Here is a 16,790-nt window from a genome sequence, read left to right on the forward strand (position 1 = left end):
CGGACCCCGGCTTATCGCGGGCGCAACCATGCTGCGATCCCAAGGATTTGCCGTTTGAGCGAGAGTGCGTTTTGTTTCAGGCTCTCAAGCGGATGAGGTTGACTTTTCGCGGCTCCAATTGCAACCTGACTGTCACCAGGGGTGTCCCGTCAAGGGGCTGAGATTCTGCTATTCGGCGCAGTGACCCGTTGAACCTGATCCAGTTCATACTGGCGTAGGGACGGTGTAAAGACCGAAGGACGGCTTGCTTATTGCGGCCTCCTGTCGAATAGCTCGGTATCTTCCACCATTCCGGCTCGAACTGGGTCTCCTTTGTCAGACTTTGGAGCCTCATGATGAATATTACTGCCGGGACCACGAAATTTGCAGTCACGACCGGACCACAGGCCGCCTCGACGAAAATCCATAAGCCGGGTCGATTGTATCCATATCTTCACGTGCCCATGCGCCAGATCGCCGTTCATCCGACGGCAGGTGAACCTCCCGTCACGGTTTATGATTCCTCGGGTCCCTATACCGATCCTTCCCATACGGTTCACATTGAAACGGGATTGCCTCGTCTTCGTCAGGACTGGGTATTGGGGCGCGGCGATGTTGAGGCCTATGACGGGCGGGACGTCAAACCTGCGGATAACGGCTTTGCAGCCGGCACGCATCAAGTGCCCGAATTTACCGTTCGTCACAGGCCTCTCAGGGCGGCGACGGGCAGGGCTGTAACCCAGCTCGCCTATGCGCGGGCGGGTATCATCACGCCCGAAATGGAATTCATTGCCATTCGCGAGAATCTGGGGCGCGAGGAAGCGAAGGAACAATTGACGCGCGATGGAGAAAGCTTCGGCGCGCAAATACCCGACTATGTGACGGCGGAATTCGTCCGTCAGGAGGTCGCGGAGGGGCGGGCCATCATTCCTGCCAATATCAATCATCCAGAACTTGAGCCAATGATTATCGGCCGCAACTTTCTGGTGAAGATCAACGCTAATATCGGCAATTCCGCTGTCTCCTCCTCAATGGCGGAAGAGGTGGAGAAGATGGTCTGGGCAATCCGCTGGGGGGCCGATACCGTCATGGATCTTTCGACCGGGCGTAACATTCACAATATCCGCGAATGGATTATCCGCAATTCACCGGTGCCTATCGGGACGGTGCCGCTTTATCAGGCGCTCGAAAAGGTTAACGGCGTAGCCGAAGATCTGAATTGGGAGATATTCCGGGACACTCTGATCGAACAGGCGGAGCAGGGGGTGGATTATTTCACTATCCATGCCGGTGTCCGGCTGCATTACATTCCGCTAACGATCAATCGTGTAACCGGTATCGTTTCGCGCGGCGGGGCGATCATGGCCAAATGGTGCCTGCATCATCACAAGGAAAGTTTTCTCTACGAGCATTTCGAGGAGATTTGCGACATATGCCGCGCGTACGATGTTTCTTTCTCGCTCGGTGACGGCCTGCGGCCCGGCTCGATTGCCGACGCCAATGATGCTGCGCAATTCGCGGAGTTGGAGACCCTTGGCGAACTCACACGGATTGCCTGGGCGAAGGACTGCCAGGTGATGATTGAAGGACCGGGTCACGTGCCGATGCACAAGATCAAGGAGAACATGGACAAGCAATTGGCGAGTTGCGGCGAAGCTCCCTTCTATACGCTTGGGCCGCTCACAACGGATATCGCACCCGGTTACGATCATATCACCTCCGGTATTGGAGCCGCTATGATCGGTTGGTTCGGCACGGCAATGTTGTGTTACGTCACGCCGAAGGAACATCTCGGTTTACCGGATCGCGACGACGTAAAAGTTGGCGTCATAACATACAAGATCGCCGCCCATGCCGCCGATCTTGCCAAGGGGCACCCGGCGGCAAGGGTGCGCGACGACGCGCTGTCACGCGCGAGGTTCGAATTCCGCTGGGAAGATCAGTTCAATCTATCGCTGGACCCTGATACGGCGCGCTCGTTTCATGACGAGACTTTACCCAAAGACGCACACAAGGTCGTGCATTTCTGCTCCATGTGCGGGCCGAAGTTCTGTTCGATGCGAATATCCCATGATATCCGCGCCGAGGCGCAGAAAGAGGGTATGGCGAAAATGGCGGACAGATTCCGTGAGGAAGGGGATATTTATGTATCCGCAACCGTCCCCGTTGGGCGGTAGGTCGGATACCAAGGCTCGATGAAACTCATCGAGCCTTGGTTGAACCCTTATGGCGATAGAGCCTCTTCAATGCTTGAAGCCGCCGTGCTGCATGGACAGATCACGCCGGGGCGAACTTTAGCGCCACAATGCCGATGACGATCAGCGTGACGCCGCCAAGTCGCATCGGATTGATCGCCTCGCCGAACAGAACGATGCCCAGAAGCACCGTCCCGGCTGCTCCAATTCCCGTCCACACGGCATAGGCGGTCCCGACCGGAAGAATTTCCAGGACCCGGCCGAGCAGATAGACGAATGCGATGAGCAGGACGACGGACAGGACTGTCCAGCCCGTCCGGGTGTAGCCTTCAGCGTATTTCATCGCGATCGCCCAAGCCACATCGAGGAGACCTGAGACGATCAGCAGAAGCCATGCCATACCCTGACTCATGGTATCCTCACCCCGCAATTTTCAAAAGGTAGGCGTCATGGCCTTCAAGGAATGCGCGCAGTCGGTCGGCGTAGTCGGTGGTGACTGCGCCAGCCACGCTCGGATGCTTGCGAAGCGCCGAACGCCATGCCTGAACCTTTGGGGCTTTCGCGAAAACTCCCGTGTCCGCGATAGCATCGAAGACATCGAAATAGCGAAAGATCGGGGCGTAAGTTGCGTCAACGATGCTGAAATGCTGCCCCGCGAAGAGGGGCGAGACCGTCAGCGCTTCCTCGACGCGGCGGAACTTGTCCACCAGCACCTTCTGTTTCGCCTCGAAGCCAGCCGCGTCTGTCGCCGTCTCAAATCCCCACAGGTCGGCGAGGATCGACGAGCCAAATTCGATCCAGCCGCGATGGCGTGCGCGTTCGAGCGGATCGGCGGGATGAAGGCGCCGACCAGGCTGTGTCTCCTCCAGATACTCGCAGATGACCGAACTTTCGAAAAGCACGGCCTCGCCACTCGTTTCACGAACGACCAGCAGTGGGACCTTGCCGAGTGGCGAGATCGCGCGGAACCACATGGGCTTGTCCGCGAGATCGACATATTGCCGCTCGAAGGTTACGCCTTTTTCGGCAAGCGTGATTGCCGCGCGCTGCACATAGGGGCAGAGATGGTGACTAACCAGCGTCAGTGTCGCCCCTTCTGGATTCCCGTTCATCATGCCGGCACCTTCAGGCCTTCCGCCTTCATCGCCTCACGCACGGCAGGACGAACCCCCACATTTTTCATGAAGTCGCCGAGATGCGGAAAACCCGACAGATCGATCCTGGCGCGCGCGACGATGTGTGGTGAGAGCGAGCAGGTGCCGGTTGCATAATAGAACTTCATGATCGATCCTTTCAGCAGGTTGTGTGTCTGCAGGCAGCCTATCGATGGTGCGTTCGCAATGCTCATTGGCATTTTGCCAGCATGACTTGCATGACTGCAAGCGTTGACAATGCTATCCTGTTGGTATGGACGATTGGAACGAACTTCGGCTTGTACTTGCCATCCAGCGCGCCGGTAGCCTGACGGCGGCGGCGGTTGCTCTCGGTGTCGATCATTCCACCGCTTTTCGTCGCCTGAAGGCGTTGGAGGCGCGGCTTGGTGTGCGGCTGTTCGAGCGGCTTCCGGGAGGCCTCTACGTGGCAACGGAGGCGGGTGCCCGGATAGCGGTGGGCGCGGAGCGCATGGAGGACGAAGCGCTCGCGCTCGACCGTGACATATCCGGTCGCGATCATCGCCTGTGCGGCGGTCTCAGGGTCACCTCTTCGGAGACGCTTGCCTATAGCCGGCTCACGACGTTTCTTGCCGCCTTCCGGCAAGCTCATCCCGGCATTGTGGTGGAACTGGTGATCGACAACCGGGTGCTCAGCCTTTCGCGTCGAGAGGCTGACATCGCGCTGCGGCCTGTTCGTCCGAAAGAAGGCGATCTTTGGGGGCGCAAGCTGTCGAGCGTCGCCTGGGCGCTCTACGCAGCCCCGGCCTATCTCGAAGCGAATGGCGGCCCGTTATCGAGTTCCGTCGATGTGGATCGCCACGCGCTCATCGGCTGGGAGGAAACGACCTCGGACATCAGGGCCGCGGACTGGCTAATGAGGACAGCCCCCTCGAAGGGGTTCGTCTATCGAACGAACAGCCTGATCAATCAGCTCGTCGCAACAAAGTCAGGCATTGGGCTGGCGCTTCTGCCGTGCTACCTCGGCGACACCGAAGCGGGCGTGACAAGAGCCTTGCCGGAGCCGATCGCTGAATTGGAAGGAGAACTCTGGATCGTCACCCACGCCGACCTCAAAGGGACAGCGCGGGTGAGGGCCTTCTTTGATCTCGTCGGCGAGGGACTGGCGCGCGAGCGTCAGTTGTTTGAGGGCGGTCGATGCGGCGTCGAAAAATAAAGAGTGTGCTTGCGGCACAGACGGGGCCGGAAGTTGAAGGTTGGCTCCACCCTGTCCGGCCTCATGGTCATCCGCCAAAGGTGCGACGGTTCCTGGCCTTCTATCGCAAGGAAAATGCACCGGTCAGGATTTGTTTGTTAATTCAGGTGGCTATAGCTTTCATCCATTTTGCCCGGTAGGCGGCATATGCTGTGTTCGAAGCTGGTCGCATGTAGCAGGACGCCGAACAATACGGCAAACGGGGCGAAAAGCGCGAATTCGAACGAAATCACCCAGAACACATAGCCTTGTCCGAAATAGGCAAGCTTCCGGGTACAGGGCCAGCGGTTACCGCGACAGGGTTGCGAAAGAGCGCCCGCAAAGTAAAAGTGATGGCGGCGCGTTCAATTGAGCCAATGCTCTTGTGATCATAGACATGGAAGTGGGCGGCTCCGGTCGCCCGTACGATTCCTTTTTTACTGATTCCAGAACAGTATGACGGCAATCGCAATCGATGCGGCGACCGCCGACAGCGTGCCTGCGCGATGCAGTGCACCCATACGATAGAGAACCAGCGAAAAACCGATAATTGCAGGCGTGACAATTGCCAGCCCGACCTGTGCGTCTGTCATTGAAATCTTCCTTTGCCATGGACGACAATGCACAGGCGGGCATGATTTTTCTTTGCCAAAACGCAAAGAAGACGAAGCTCGCCAGGGCTAAGCATCGGTCATGCTTGGAACGGAAGATACCGCCTTTGCGGCGACGATTACGGAAGGCGAGCAGGAGGACAATCTCCTGCTCTGGATTCTCGTCTGGAGCGAACTTGTCACCTTTGCGGCTCTGTTGATTGCCTTCATGGTGATGGCGACAGTTGATTCCGCAGGCGTGGCCCAGTTGCGCGCGCATCTAAGTCCGGGTCTGGCGGCAGCCAATACGATTATCCTGCTGATGAGCGGCTGGCAGGCGGCAATCGCGGTGCGCGAGCGCCATGATATGAGCAAGGCCCGCAGGCCGCTTCTGTTTGCAGCCCTGTTCGGTCTCGGCTTCGTGCTTGTCAAACTTGTCGAATATTCGCGGGAAGTGTCATTCGCCAGCGACGAAACGATCGGTTCGTTCTTCGAACTCTATTTCCTCGTTACCGGCTTCCATCTCCTGCATGTCTTTTTCGGCTCCATCGTTCTGGCATTGGTCGCATGGCGACCTTCGCGGTCGAATGTCGTGCTGATCACGACCCTGTGGCACGCGATCGATCTCGTCTGGCTGGTGATGTTTCCCATTCTCTATCTGGCGTGAGTGTTTAGATGCTTCCCTGCTCCCATACCCCGCTCACCCGAACGCTCGTCCTCCTGCTTGCTCTCGCACTGGGCAGCGCGGCCATTGCGGGTTTCAGCGGCGGCTTGCCTGTGGCGGTTGCGGTGATTCTGGTCTTCGCCTTTGCGAAGGGATGGTTTGTCATTCTTGATTTCATGGAAATGCGCGGGACGAGGGGACCGCTCAAGCCGGCACTGCTGGTTTGGCTCGCCATTCTCCTCTCGCTCGCGTTCGCGCGCTCCGTCGTGGCGCACATCTTCCTTTGAACGGCGGGTAACCGCTTCGGTCTTTGCCTAATCGCAAAGAAGAGTTTCGTTCTCCAGATAGAACAGTTCCGACCCGTGATGCTGGCGAGGGGATCGACCGGCCTCAACATCGACGGGGGATGCGATGCCGGGCTCTGTCTCCGGCCAGTGAAAGGACGAAGGGATGGCGGAACGTCTAACCAAGACCGGTGCCCGCAACGTTTTCTATGGTGGATCTATTTTCTTTTTTGCGATCTTCGTGGGTCTGACGGCGCACAGTCACTACTACATGCGAACGACCTCCACGGATGAAACGAAGCTGACGGAAGCGGTCGCACGCGGCAAGCATGTCTGGGAAAAGAATGCCTGCATCAATTGCCACACGCTTCTGGGCGAAGGCGCTTATTACGCGCCGGAACTCGGCAATGTGTGGAAACGCTGGGGCGGCGATGCCGATCCCGAAAGCGCGCGCGAAACATTGAAAGCATGGATGGCCGCGCAACCGTCGGGCATCGAGGGGCGGCGGCAGATGCCGCAATTTCATCTGAACGATCAGGAGCTTAACGATCTGGCGGATTTCCTCGAATGGACGAGCCACATCAAGACGCAGAACTGGCCGCCGAACGATGCAGGCTGAGCGCGGATGAAATGGAGTTATAAGATATGAAATATGAAAGCCAAAAAGTGGCAATGCTCTATTTCCAGGGAGCGCTTGTCCTGTTTCTCGCGCAGGTTGCGTTCGGCGTTCTCGCCGGAACGATCTACGTCCTGCCCAATACACTATCCGAACTGTTGCCCTTCAACATTGTTCGCATGATCCATACCAACGCATTGGTGGTCTGGCTGCTGATGGGTTTCATGGGGTCCACCTACTATCTGCTTCCGGAAGAAACGGAAACGGAACTCTACAGCACCAGGCTTGCCGTCATTCAATTCTGGATGTTCTTTGTGGCGGCAGGCATTGCCGTGGTGGGTTATCTGTTCAAGATCCATGAGGGACGCGAATTCCTCGAACAGCCCTTCATAATCAAGGTCGGCATTGTCGTCGTCTGCCTGATGTTCCTCTTCAACATCACGTTGACGGCCCTCAAGGGCCGCAAGACGACCGTGACCAATATCCTGCTGTTCGGTCTCTGGGGACTGGCGCTGTTCTTCCTCTTCGCGTTCTACAACCCGATCAATCTGGCGCTGGACAAGCTTTACTGGTGGTATGTCATCCATCTGTGGGTTGAAGGCGTATGGGAACTAATCATGGCTTCGATCCTCGCCTTCCTGATGATCAAGCTGAACGGCATCGACCGTGAGGTCGTTGAAAAATGGCTTTATGTGATCGTTGGGCTGGCGCTGTTCTCCGGCATTCTGGGCACTGGTCACCACTATTACTGGATCGGCGCTCCCGGTTACTGGCAGTGGATCGGCTCGCTCTTCTCGACGCTGGAAGTGGCTCCGTTCTTCACCATGGTCATTTTCACCTTCACGATGACCTGGAAGGCAGGGCGCAAGCATCCGAACCGCGCCGCACTGCTCTGGTCCATCGGGTGCTCGGTGATGGCGTTCTTCGGCGCGGGCGTCTGGGGGTTCCTGCATACACTCTCCTCGGTCAACTACTACACCCATGGTACCCAGCTGACGGCAGCGCATGGTCACCTCGCTTTCTTCGGCGCCTACGTCATGCTCAACCTTGCCATGATGGCCTATGCGATACCGGAAATGCGCAGGCGCGCGCCCTATAACCAGATGCTGTCCATGGTGAGCTTCTGGGGTATGTGCACGGCTATGTCGGTGATGACCTTCGCACTGACTTTTGCCGGTGTGGTTCAGACCCATCTCCAGCGTGTGCTCGGCGAGAGCTTCATGGAAGTGCAGGATCAGCTTGCCTTGTTCTACTGGATCCGTCTCGGCTCCGGCATCGTGGTGGTGATCTCGGCCTGCATGTTCATCTGGGCCGTGTTCGTTCCGGGCAAGGAACGCAGCGAAAAGGCATCCGGTCTCATTCAGCCCGCCGAATGACAATTGCCAGACAAGCCCCGCCGCAGGGCGGGGCTTTATCCTCCAATGAAAAGGAAGACGGCCATGAACGACATGAATTCAGTCTTGAGAAATATCGGGACGATCGAACCATCCATCCCTGCTTACAGTCCCTCGGGGCATGAATGCGCCCTGTTTGAAATGGCATGGACACGCAAATTGCCTTTGCTACTCAAAGGGCCGACCGGCTGCGGCAAGACGCGTTTTGTCAGCCATATGGCGGCAAAGCTCGGCCTGCCGTTGTCAACCGTCTCCTGCCATGACGATCTGGCCGCCGCCGATCTGACCGGACGCTATCTGCTCAAGGGCGGCGATACGGTATGGGTGGATGGCCCCCTGACGCGCGCGGTGCGCGACGGCGGCATCTGCTATCTCGATGAGATTGTCGAGGCGCGTAAGGACGTGGCAGTGGTTTTGCATCCGCTGACCGACGACCGCCGGGTTCTGCCGCTAGAGCGAACCGGCGAGCTTCTGGAAGCGCCGGACGGGTTCATGCTCGTCGTGTCCTATAATCCGGGCTATCAAAATCTCCTGAAATCGCTGAAGCCCAGCACGCGTCAGCGCTTCGTTGCCATCGAATTCGACTTCCTGCCGAAGGAAGCGGAAATCGCGGTGGTCGCTTCGGAAAGCGGGCTTGAGGCGCACAAGGTCGCGCCGCTGGTGGCGCTGGCCCATCGCCTGCGTGGTCTTAAAGGCCATGATCTTGAGGAGGGCGTCTCGACGCGTCTTCTGGTCTATTGCGCCTCGCTGATCGATGCGGGCATGTCGCAGCGCGAGGCTGCACGGGCCGCGATGATCGAGCCTTTGACGGACGAGCCGGACGTGAAGGCCGCCTTGCTTGAAATTGCCGATGCGATGCTGAAATAGGCCCATGTCATGTTGGATTTTCTTGAGCTTGAGGAAACGGTTGGCCGCGCCTGGCACCGCCTGATCGGCAGGACCGGATCGTGGCCGCAATATCCCGAACAGGCGGTAAAGCTTGCCGATATTCGCCAGAGGCTTGCCATCTGCTTCCGCGGCTTTGGCGGCGATGTCACCGTCCAGATCGCGCCAGCGCGTGCGCGTAGTTCGGCACACAGATTGGGATTGCGCCAGCGCATGGCCTTGGGCGAGGAAAAACTGGCCCAGCCGCTTCGCGATGAAGCAACCCTGATGCTGCCGGTCGAAATCGCGCTTTTCCCGGATCGTGCCCTCAATTACGATCTTTATGTCTGGCTGGCGGGCTATATGGCCGCGATGCAGCCCGGCGAGCAGGTGTTGGCCGACGATCCGCTGCGGCGCGATATTGCGGCACTTGAGATCGCAGCGCAGACCGCCGCGAAAGCCTGCGCAGCGTTGCCGGGCTTGCAGAAGCGCTATGCGCGGCTTTGCGAGGCCGTGTTGAAGGCGCGTCCGAAACGCCCGCTCAATCGTGTGGAACAGCTGGTCGAGAGCCGGATCCTGTCCCAACTGACACAGGGAGCGGGACTACCCGATTCCGGTCTTGCGGCGATATTCCCGCATCGTGCGCCTGCGGGCTATCTGCCTGCATTGCCGGTGCCGCTGTGGCCAGGCTTCATCCGGCGCGAGGAAACCGCTCCGCGTGAAGGCGAGGATGAACCCGCCCGCAACAGTCAGGCGCAAGGCATGGAGACGAAACGCCAGATTGCGCAGCGCGAAAAGCAGGATCCGCGACAGACGGAACGCAGCCCTTTCATTCTCAACCGTTTCGAGAAAATTCTCGCTATGGCGGAGATGGTGAGCGTGGACCGTCCTTCGGATGACAGCGACGAGCAGAACGCAAAATCCGCCGACGAGCTGGACGACCTGACGCTCGGCGAACGCAAGGGCCGGCCTGCCGCGCGATTTCGGTTCGATCTCGACCTGCCGCCCGAAGCGGTGGATGAGACGATGCTGTCCGCGAAGCTGACCTATCCGGAATGGGATTACCGGAAGGCCACTTACCTGCGGGATCATTGCAGCGTCATTGCAACGCCTGCGTCCGATAGCGAGGAAGCGCCCGAACTGGACGACGAGGCAAAAAGCCTTATCCGTCGTGTGCGGCGTCAGTTTGAAATTCTGCGGCCGGGACGCGAAATGATGCGGGCGCAACTCGATGGCAACGATCTCGATCTCGATGCCGTCGTGCGGTCGCGCTGCGATTTCGCGGCGGGCGGGCAGGGCAGCGAGCGCGTGCATCTGATGAGCCGTCCGCAGGCCAACGATCTGGCCGTTACCATTCTGGTCGATGTCTCGCTTTCAACCGATGCCTGGGTGGATAACCGCCGCGTGCTGGACGTGGAAAAAGAAGCGCTGCTGGTTCTGGGCAACGGTATTGCGGCCTGCGGCGACCGCTGTTCCATCCTCACATTCACGTCGCGCTGCCGTTCGTGGGTACGGGTGGAAACGCTGAAAGATTTTGACGAATCTTTCGGTCCCTCCGTTGAGCGTCGTATCGCCGCTCTCAAACCCGGTTTTTATACCCGCATGGGAGCCGCCATCCGCCATGGCGCGTCGAAGCTCGCAGACCAGCCCAACCGCAAAAAACTCCTGCTTCTTCTGACCGACGGCAAGCCGAACGACGTCGATCATTATGAAGGGCGTTTTGCGCTGGAAGATACGCGCCGCGCCGTCAGCGAAGCGCGCGCCAAGGGCGTCAACGTCTTTGCGGTCACGGTCGATCGCGAAGCCAATGCCTATCTTCCGGCCTTGTTCGGTCACGGCGGCTATGCGCTGATCGGCAAACTCGCCAAGCTCCCGGCTGCCCTGCCGGCAATCTACCGCATGCTGGCCGGATAAAAAAATCGTGATCCGCTTCTTTGCATCTCAAACGGGACTCTTGTTTGAGATGCATCAAAGCGCCTTCCTTCGGGTCGCTCTAGAATGGTTCTCATGATGATGCAGGCTGTCGTCATCATCACTCGATACCCGATGGCCCCAGGAAGATAAAATGTCTGTAGAACCCGTTTCAACTACCCCTGTCATTGATGTTCGCACCATCCCGCCCATTGCACGGCATGCGACGATCTTTTCCATGATCGATACGCTGGAGCCGGGCGATGTGCTGGAGATCGTCAACGACCACGACCCGGCGCCGCTGCACCATCAGCTCGATCAGCGCAATCCGGGCGCCTTTTCCTGGGTCTATAAAGAAACCGGTCCCGTCTGGCGCGTGGAAATCGGTCGGCGCAAGGTTCACAATGCAGGCCATCAATGCACCTGCGGCAATCACTGACAGCTTCTGTCGTCGCTTTCTCTTGAGGAGGCTGCAATGATCGGTGCTGCGCTTTCCCGTTGGACCCTGTCCTATTTTGCCGCCTCCCTCATTTTTCTGATTGTCGGCGTTGGCTTGATGGTGGATGGCTACGGTTATCCCTTTCACGATATCCGCGCGCCCGAAACCCTGATCGTGGTGCATGTCATCGCGATCGGCTGGCTTGCTTTGCTCATGTGCGGCGCGCTTCTGCAATTCGTGCCGGTGTTGGTTGCCGGTCCGCTTTGGAAAAGTGAGGCGAGCTTGCCCACTCTTGTCCTGTTGCTGGCAGGACTTCTCGGTCTCCTGTGCGGCTTTGCGGGTATGGCGGGACTCATGGAAACACCAGTCTGGTTGTTGCCGGCATCCGCTCTCCTGCTTATCTCCGGTTTTGCCGTTATCGTGCTGATGCTTGCCATGACCATCTGGCAGGCGCGACCGATAACGCTTCCCGCCCGCTTTGTCGCGGTAGGTCTCGCCAGCCTGATGGTGGTCGCGGTTCTGGGCGGTATCTTCGCTTTCGTATTCTCGGGGCTGACCGACAACGACGTCCTTTTGAATATAGCCGGCATGTCCACGCCGCTTCACGGTGCTCTGGGGCTTGGGGGCTGGATGAGTTTCACGGCCATGGGCGTGAGCTATCGCCTTCTCACCATGTTTCTGCTTTCGCCGGATGACGCGCGTAAATCGACCCGTATTCTCTGGTGGGCAGGCACTTTGGCGCTGACGGTTCTCGGAGCCGGGGTTGTGCTCTTCGCTTTCGGTCGCGGCCAGATGGGCGTTGTGCTTCTGGCCGCCCTCATACCGGGCGCGGTTGCCGTCGCTCTTTATGTCTATGACATGCGTGCGATTTATCGGCAACGCAGACGCAAGGCGATCGAACTCAACAGCGCTGCCAGCATTCCCGCCTTCGCATCCATGACGCTGGCAATCGTTCTTGCGCTGATCCTGCCGTGGATTGGAACGACAGATGGAATCGTTGCCGCGTTAGTTTATCTTTTTACATTCGGCTGGCTAACCGGCCTCAGCCTGGCGCAGCTCTACAAGATCGTGCCATTCCTGACCTGGCTTGAATGCTATGGCCCGGTGATGGGGCGGGTGCCAACCCCGCGCGTGCAGGATATTGTCAGCGAAAAACAGGCCCGGCGCTGGTTCTCCATCTATTTTACCGGCGTCGCGATAGCCACACTGGCGCTCGGCACCGGATATCCGATTGTTTTTCAGTTGGCATCAGCCGTAAATCTATGTGCAATTCTGGCTATCGCCTTCTATCTCTTCCGCGCGCGGCGACTGATGGATGTTCCACTGGCCGTACGCCTGCCCAAGGGCACTGTTATACCCCATCTGATCTATGCCGGAGGACCGGCACTCAGGAGATCGAAATGACCGCGTCTCAACAACAAATTACTCCCAGTGAGCTCGATGTACGTCCGCTTCTGGCAAAGGGACAAGAGCCTTTTCAGGCCATCATGACCGCAGTAGAGAGCCTTCTACCTGGACAAAGCCTGCTGCTGATCGCCCCGTTCAAACCGGTGCCGCTTTTCTCCGTAATGGAGAAAAAGGGCTTTGCCGCCAATGCGGAAGAGATCGGCGGCGGTGACTGGCAGGTTCTCTTTTCGCCGATCGATAGTTCGTCGCCCGTCGTGCAGGTTTCGGACAATGCCGGATTTCCCGATATCTGGCCCGAACCTTCCAACTATATCGATTGCACCGACATGCTGCCTCCCGAACCGATGGTTCGCATTCTGGCTGAAGTCGAAGACATGCAGGTTGGTGAGGTTCTTTTTGCGCTCCTGCATCGTGAGCCGCTGTTTCTGTTCCCGGAGCTGGAAAAGCGCGGGCATCAATGGGTCGGGAATTTCGATGATACCGGCAAGACCTATCGCATCATGATCCGCGTCGGGGAAGCCGGGTAGAGGTGAATGGTCATGGAGAACGAACAGGCAAGCCGGATTGAAGCTGCAATCCGCGAAGCATTGCGCGTCATTCTGGATCCGGAACTTTCCGTCAATGTGGTCGATCTGGGCATGATCTATGCCGTCGAGGTCAGCGATGGCGGTCATGTTCATATCGAGATGACAACGACCGTGCGGGGCTGCCCCGCGGCCGGATTCCTGACGCAGGCCGTTCAGGCCTGTGTAGAGAGTGTGCCGGGCGTCAGTCAGGCCGTCGTGGACCTGACTTATGAACCGGCATGGAAGCCGGAAATGGCGATACCGGAAGCGCAGGCACTTTTTGCAGCGCCAGATTTCAGATAGCCGTAGGCATTCTCCGGTATTGGTTGTTCTGCCGCAAATAGCTTCGATGAGATCCGAAACTTAGCTATAAGCAATTGAAATAAAATGGTTATTTTTCTTGCATTATTGCCCGGACATTGACCGCGAACAATGAAGGCGGATGCGGCCTCTCCTATAAATATAGCGACAGAGCGAAAGGCGCTCGGTCCTATCGCATAGGAGAGAATGATGGTAGACCAGATGCAGATCAGCCGCCGCACAATGCTGGCGGGCGCAGCCTTGGCTGGGGCTCTGGGGCCGATTTTATCGGCAACGTCGGCTCTGGGGCAGGGGGCTGTCAGAAAGGCAAGCGCTGCGGAAATTGCAGCGTTGCCGCGACAGAAAGTGAAGCTGGTCGATCCTCCCTTCGTCCATGCTCACGCCCAGGTCGCGGAAGGCGGTCCCAAGGTGGTCGAGTTCACCATGGAGATCGAAGAGAAGAAGATCGTCATTGATGACGAGGGCACCGAAGTTCAGGCGATGACCTTCAACGGCACGGTTCCCGGCCCGTTGATGGTAGTGCATCAGGACGATTACCTCGAACTGACGCTGATCAATCGCGAAACCAATACGCTTTCGCATAATATCGATTTCCATGCCGCGACCGGCGCCCTGGGTGGCGGTGCGCTGACCGAGATCAATCCCGGGGAAAAGACGATCCTGCGCTTCAAGGCCACCAAGCCAGGCGTGTTCGTTTATCACTGCGCGCCTCCCGGAATGGTTCCATGGCATGTAGTCTCGGGCATGAACGGCGCCGTGATGGTGCTGCCGCGTGAGGGGCTGACCGACGGCAAGGGCAAGCGCCTGACCTATGACAAGATTTACTATGTCGGCGAACAGGACTTCTACGTTCCGCGCGACGAAACCGGCAAGTACAAGAAGTATGATGCGCCCGGCGACGCCTATGCGGATACCGTGCAGGTGATGCGGACCCTGACGCCGACCCATGTGGTCTTCAACGGCGCGGTGGGTGCCCTGACCGGCGACAAGGCCATGACTGCGGAGGTTGGCGAGCATGTGCTGATCGTCCACTCGCAGGCTAACCGGGATACCAGACCCCATCTGATCGGCGGCCATGGCGACTATGTCTGGGCCGGCGGCAAGTTCAACACGCCGCCCGATGTCGATCAGGAAACCTGGTTCATTCCGGGTGGGGCTGCGGCTGCGGCTTACTACACATTCCAGCAACCGGGCATCTACGCTTATGTGAACCACAACCTCATCGAAGCCTTCGAACTGGGCGCGGCGGCCCACTTCAAGGTGACGGGGGACTGGAACGACGACCTGATGACCTCGGTGCTGCAACCTTCGGGAGCATAGGCATTCGGGCGGTGGGCGAGGAGCATTTCGCAAATGCGAAATGCTCCCGCGCAACGGAAAAACGGTCTTCGAACCATGGAAGGGCTGTGTCTTGCCGATCGCTCACGATCTGGCAACGCACTGAAGCGAAATGGCAAAGAGCACAGGAAAAAACCGATTACGTGATCTGGCGGTAGCCGTTCCGGCGGTGTTTCTGGCGGTGGTGGCCGGGCTGGCGGTCGTTGATGCCGCTGGCAGAATAAACGGTCCTGCAACGGGCGATGCGATTGACGGTCCGCAGACCGTTCGCATCGAGCCGCGCAGCATGACTTATCGCGCAGATGGCGATTTCCAGAACAACAATTATCCAGTCGATGCCCCCATGATCGAGCGGGTGCTCGCGCGGCCGTTCGATATCATGAAATATCAGGTCACGGCCGGTGATTATCAGCGCTGCATCGATGAAGGAGGCTGTCAGCCGGCAGAAGCCCGTAGTGAGCACGCGCCGGAACAAGAACAGCCGATTGTCGGCGTCAGCTATACGGATGCGCAGGATTATGCGGTGTGGTTGTCGCGAAAGACCGGCGAAAGATGGTCTTTGCCGACTGACGAGCAATGGGCCTTTGCGGCGGGTTCGCGTTTCGCGGACGATCAGTTGGGGCTTACCGGTGACGATGGTTCCAATCCGGCCCTGCGCTGGCTGCGGGATTATGAACAACAGAGCGCGCGCAAAAGGAGCAGCGAACCGGCGGTGAGGCAGTCGGGGGCTTTCGGCGAAAACGAGTTGGGCGTTGCCGATATTGGCGGCAATGTGTGGGAATGGACCCAGACATGCCATCGTCGGGTCAATGTGGATGACGAGGGCAGGATCATGAACGAAACGCCGGTTTGCGGTGTCTATGTAACCAATGGCAAGCACCGCGCGGCGATGAGTTCCTTTATCCGTGACCCGAAATCGGGTGGTTGCAGTGTCGGCCTTCCACCGGACAATCTCGGATTTCGACTGGTTCGCGACAAGGGCTGGTATGCGCCCATGGTCAAACAGCTGAAGGATTTCATTGCATGAGGGGTTTTGCTTGAATGCTCGATGCGCAAAAACTGTTCCGATCCTGTAAGATCATGCTAAAGCAATCGCAGGATTTCGGAACAGGGGAAGCGCGATGGCGATGATAGATCGTGGAATGGTCAGAAAGCTGTCGCTGTTCGCCAAGATGCGTGACGATGAGCTGGACAAGCTCATCTCCTACGCGACGTTGCGACGTATCCTGCAAGGCGAATCCGTCTTTGGGCAGGGCGATGAAGCCGTTTCCTTTTATCTTCTGGTGCATGGACGTCTGAAGGTCAATCAGGTGACGCCGGACGGCCAGCAGATCATCGTGCGCATGGTGCATCCGGGCGACCTGTTCGGTTTCGCGCGCGCGCTTCAACGCAAGGATTATCCCGGAACGGCGACTGCGCTCACCGAAAGCATCGTGTTCGGCTGGCCGACGGAACTGTGGGATTATTTTGTCGAGCAGAATCCGGGCCTCGCGATGAACGCGATCCAGACCATCGGCCAGCGGCTGGAGGAAGCGCATACGCGCATCCGGGAAATGTCGACCGAGGAAGTCGAACGCCGCGTCGCGCATGTCGTGCTGCGTCTGGCGCACAAGGCAGGAAAGAAAGACGAGAGCGGCATTCGCATCGATTTCCCGATCACCCGGCAGGATATCGCCGAGATGACCGGCACCACGCTTCACACGGTTTCGCGCATTCTGAGCAGTTGGGAAGCAAAAGGCATGGTTCTGGGCGGACGCCAGAAACTGACGGTCATCGATAGCCGGGGCATTAAAAAGCTTGCCGAGGGGGAAGTCTGATCCGATATTTCGGTTCGTTGCCTTTTTATATTTAATCTTTCGCAAAGAAGCCGCTTTCA

At 58.2% G+C, this 16,790-nt stretch carries 19 protein-coding genes, 1 pseudogene and 1 riboswitch; of the genes and pseudogenes, 15 read left to right on the forward strand and 5 right to left on the reverse strand.

The genetic code is table 11. From position 1 onward, the window contains the following. Positions 1 to 127 precede the first annotated feature (127 nt). Positions 128 to 239, forward strand: a riboswitch (TPP riboswitch). A gap of 96 nt (positions 240 to 335) precedes the next feature. Further along, positions 336 to 2,156, forward strand: a complete 1,821-nt coding sequence (gene thiC, locus FHS76_RS02705; protein WP_183647726.1) for a phosphomethylpyrimidine synthase ThiC — start codon at positions 336 to 338, stop codon at positions 2,154 to 2,156. 100 nt (positions 2,157 to 2,256) lie between these two features. On the opposite strand, the gene FHS76_RS02710 is transcribed toward thiC, so the two are convergent. Genes FHS76_RS02710 through FHS76_RS02720 form a run of 3 tightly spaced genes read right to left on the reverse strand, consistent with a single transcriptional unit; the run spans position 2,257 to position 3,456 of the window. Further along, positions 2,257 to 2,586, reverse strand: coding sequence for a DMT family transporter (locus FHS76_RS02710; RefSeq protein ID WP_183647729.1), 330 nt, complete (start codon positions 2,584 to 2,586; stop codon positions 2,257 to 2,259). A gap of 7 nt (positions 2,587 to 2,593) precedes the next feature. After that, entirely contained in the window at positions 2,594 to 3,286 is a 693-nt protein-coding gene (locus FHS76_RS02715; protein ID WP_183647732.1) for a glutathione S-transferase family protein, read from the reverse strand. Further along, positions 3,286 to 3,456, reverse strand: coding sequence for a hypothetical protein (locus FHS76_RS02720; RefSeq protein WP_183647735.1), 171 nt, complete (start codon positions 3,454 to 3,456; stop codon positions 3,286 to 3,288). The genes FHS76_RS02715 and FHS76_RS02720 overlap by 1 nt, the downstream gene beginning before the upstream one ends. 125 nt (positions 3,457 to 3,581) lie before the next feature. On the opposite strand from FHS76_RS02720, the gene FHS76_RS02725 reads away from it, so the two are divergent. After that, positions 3,582 to 4,502, forward strand: a complete 921-nt coding sequence (locus FHS76_RS02725) for a LysR family transcriptional regulator (RefSeq protein WP_183647738.1) — start codon at positions 3,582 to 3,584, stop codon at positions 4,500 to 4,502. A 185-nt stretch (positions 4,503 to 4,687) separates the two neighbouring features. On the opposite strand, the pseudogene FHS76_RS22440 reads toward FHS76_RS02725, so the two are convergent. After that, positions 4,688 to 4,804 (reverse strand): annotated as a pseudogene (locus FHS76_RS22440) (ABC transporter permease); the annotation flags it as partial. A 153-nt stretch (positions 4,805 to 4,957) separates the two neighbouring features. Beyond that, complete coding sequence (locus FHS76_RS02730; protein ID WP_183647741.1) at positions 4,958 to 5,113, reverse strand: hypothetical protein; 156 nt, start codon at positions 5,111 to 5,113, stop codon at positions 4,958 to 4,960. 100 nt (positions 5,114 to 5,213) lie between these two features. Here FHS76_RS02730 and FHS76_RS02735 point away from each other — a divergent pair, with 100 nt between their 5' ends. From FHS76_RS02735 to FHS76_RS02795, 13 genes are all read left to right on the forward strand, one after another. Beyond that, positions 5,214 to 5,777: a cytochrome c oxidase subunit 3 gene (locus FHS76_RS02735; RefSeq protein ID WP_183647744.1), complete on the forward strand. Its 564-nt coding sequence runs from the start codon at positions 5,214 to 5,216 to the stop codon at positions 5,775 to 5,777. Between the two features lie 8 nt (positions 5,778 to 5,785). Further along, a complete protein-coding gene (locus FHS76_RS02740) occupies positions 5,786 to 6,061 on the forward strand; it encodes a cytochrome C oxidase subunit IV family protein (RefSeq protein ID WP_183647747.1) in 276 nt (91 codons plus the stop codon). 163 nt (positions 6,062 to 6,224) lie between these two features. After that, a complete protein-coding gene (locus FHS76_RS02745; protein ID WP_183647749.1) occupies positions 6,225 to 6,677 on the forward strand; it encodes a c-type cytochrome in 453 nt (150 codons plus the stop codon). Between the two features lie 26 nt (positions 6,678 to 6,703). Further along, positions 6,704 to 8,050: a nitric-oxide reductase large subunit gene (locus tag FHS76_RS02750; RefSeq protein WP_183647752.1), complete on the forward strand. Its 1,347-nt coding sequence runs from the start codon at positions 6,704 to 6,706 to the stop codon at positions 8,048 to 8,050. A 72-nt stretch (positions 8,051 to 8,122) separates the two neighbouring features. Next, complete coding sequence (locus FHS76_RS02755; protein WP_183648425.1) at positions 8,123 to 8,935, forward strand: CbbQ/NirQ/NorQ/GpvN family protein; 813 nt, start codon at positions 8,123 to 8,125, stop codon at positions 8,933 to 8,935. Positions 8,936 to 8,944: 9 nt separating this feature from the next. After that, complete coding sequence (locus FHS76_RS02760; RefSeq protein WP_183647755.1) at positions 8,945 to 10,846, forward strand: nitric oxide reductase activation protein NorD; 1,902 nt, start codon at positions 8,945 to 8,947, stop codon at positions 10,844 to 10,846. A gap of 151 nt (positions 10,847 to 10,997) precedes the next feature. Continuing rightward, a complete protein-coding gene (locus FHS76_RS02765; protein WP_183647758.1) occupies positions 10,998 to 11,282 on the forward strand; it encodes a DUF2249 domain-containing protein in 285 nt (94 codons plus the stop codon). A 36-nt stretch (positions 11,283 to 11,318) separates the two neighbouring features. Further along, the gene (locus tag FHS76_RS02770; RefSeq protein ID WP_183647761.1) at positions 11,319 to 12,686 is read left to right on the forward strand and encodes a hypothetical protein; all 1,368 of its coding nucleotides are present in this window, start codon (positions 11,319 to 11,321) and stop codon (positions 12,684 to 12,686) included. After that, on the forward strand, positions 12,683 to 13,216 hold the full coding sequence (locus tag FHS76_RS02775) for a DUF2249 domain-containing protein (RefSeq protein ID WP_183647764.1): 534 nt from the start codon (positions 12,683 to 12,685) through the stop codon (positions 13,214 to 13,216). The genes FHS76_RS02770 and FHS76_RS02775 overlap by 4 nt, the downstream gene beginning before the upstream one ends. Before the next feature lie 12 nt (positions 13,217 to 13,228). Continuing rightward, positions 13,229 to 13,558 (forward strand): metal-sulfur cluster assembly factor, encoded by a 330-nt coding sequence (locus FHS76_RS02780; RefSeq protein ID WP_183647766.1) that lies wholly within the window; start codon positions 13,229 to 13,231, stop codon positions 13,556 to 13,558. A gap of 207 nt (positions 13,559 to 13,765) precedes the next feature. Next, complete coding sequence (gene nirK, locus FHS76_RS02785) at positions 13,766 to 14,896, forward strand: copper-containing nitrite reductase (RefSeq protein ID WP_183647769.1); 1,131 nt, start codon at positions 13,766 to 13,768, stop codon at positions 14,894 to 14,896. Positions 14,897 to 15,026: 130 nt separating this feature from the next. Continuing rightward, positions 15,027 to 15,941 carry an SUMF1/EgtB/PvdO family nonheme iron enzyme gene (locus FHS76_RS02790; protein ID WP_183647772.1) on the forward strand — a complete coding sequence of 305 codons (915 nt, stop codon included), beginning with the start codon at positions 15,027 to 15,029 and terminating at the stop codon, positions 15,939 to 15,941. A gap of 94 nt (positions 15,942 to 16,035) precedes the next feature. After that, positions 16,036 to 16,731 (forward strand): Crp/Fnr family transcriptional regulator, encoded by a 696-nt coding sequence (locus FHS76_RS02795; RefSeq protein WP_183647775.1) that lies wholly within the window; start codon positions 16,036 to 16,038, stop codon positions 16,729 to 16,731. Positions 16,732 to 16,790 lie beyond the last annotated feature (59 nt).

It is taken from the genome of Brucella daejeonensis (assembly GCF_014199265.1).
In the GTDB taxonomy this organism is placed as follows: domain Bacteria; phylum Pseudomonadota; class Alphaproteobacteria; order Rhizobiales; family Rhizobiaceae; genus Brucella; species Brucella daejeonensis.

Excerpts from the sequence above, each read along its gene's own strand:
- FHS76_RS02725 (WP_183647738.1), top strand. The coding sequence starts at position 3,582 with ATGGACGATTGGAACGAACTTCGGCTTGTACTTGCCATCCAGCGCGCC.
- FHS76_RS02740 (WP_183647747.1), top strand. The coding sequence starts at position 5,786 with ATGCTTCCCTGCTCCCATACCCCGCTCACCCGAACGCTCGTCCTCCTG.
- FHS76_RS02775 (WP_183647764.1), top strand. The coding sequence starts at position 12,683 with ATGACCGCGTCTCAACAACAAATTACTCCCAGTGAGCTCGATGTACGT.
- FHS76_RS02750 (WP_183647752.1), top strand. The coding sequence starts at position 6,704 with ATGAAATATGAAAGCCAAAAAGTGGCAATGCTCTATTTCCAGGGAGCG.
- FHS76_RS02715 (WP_183647732.1), bottom strand. The coding sequence starts at position 3,286 with ATGAACGGGAATCCAGAAGGGGCGACACTGACGCTGGTTAGTCACCAT.
- FHS76_RS02780 (WP_183647766.1), top strand. The coding sequence starts at position 13,229 with ATGGAGAACGAACAGGCAAGCCGGATTGAAGCTGCAATCCGCGAAGCA.
- nirK (WP_183647769.1), top strand. The coding sequence starts at position 13,766 with ATGGTAGACCAGATGCAGATCAGCCGCCGCACAATGCTGGCGGGCGCA.
- FHS76_RS02745 (WP_183647749.1), top strand. The coding sequence starts at position 6,225 with ATGGCGGAACGTCTAACCAAGACCGGTGCCCGCAACGTTTTCTATGGT.
- FHS76_RS02720 (WP_183647735.1), bottom strand. The coding sequence starts at position 3,456 with ATGAAGTTCTATTATGCAACCGGCACCTGCTCGCTCTCACCACACATC.
- FHS76_RS02760 (WP_183647755.1), top strand. The coding sequence starts at position 8,945 with ATGTTGGATTTTCTTGAGCTTGAGGAAACGGTTGGCCGCGCCTGGCAC.
- FHS76_RS02795 (WP_183647775.1), top strand. The coding sequence starts at position 16,036 with ATGGCGATGATAGATCGTGGAATGGTCAGAAAGCTGTCGCTGTTCGCC.
- FHS76_RS02735 (WP_183647744.1), top strand. The coding sequence starts at position 5,214 with ATGCTTGGAACGGAAGATACCGCCTTTGCGGCGACGATTACGGAAGGC.
- FHS76_RS02710 (WP_183647729.1), bottom strand. The coding sequence starts at position 2,586 with ATGAGTCAGGGTATGGCATGGCTTCTGCTGATCGTCTCAGGTCTCCTC.
- FHS76_RS02790 (WP_183647772.1), top strand. The coding sequence starts at position 15,027 with ATGGCAAAGAGCACAGGAAAAAACCGATTACGTGATCTGGCGGTAGCC.
- FHS76_RS02755 (WP_183648425.1), top strand. The coding sequence starts at position 8,123 with ATGAATTCAGTCTTGAGAAATATCGGGACGATCGAACCATCCATCCCT.
- thiC (WP_183647726.1), top strand. The coding sequence starts at position 336 with ATGAATATTACTGCCGGGACCACGAAATTTGCAGTCACGACCGGACCA.
- FHS76_RS02765 (WP_183647758.1), top strand. The coding sequence starts at position 10,998 with ATGTCTGTAGAACCCGTTTCAACTACCCCTGTCATTGATGTTCGCACC.
- FHS76_RS02770 (WP_183647761.1), top strand. The coding sequence starts at position 11,319 with ATGATCGGTGCTGCGCTTTCCCGTTGGACCCTGTCCTATTTTGCCGCC.
- FHS76_RS02730 (WP_183647741.1), bottom strand. The coding sequence starts at position 5,113 with ATGACAGACGCACAGGTCGGGCTGGCAATTGTCACGCCTGCAATTATC.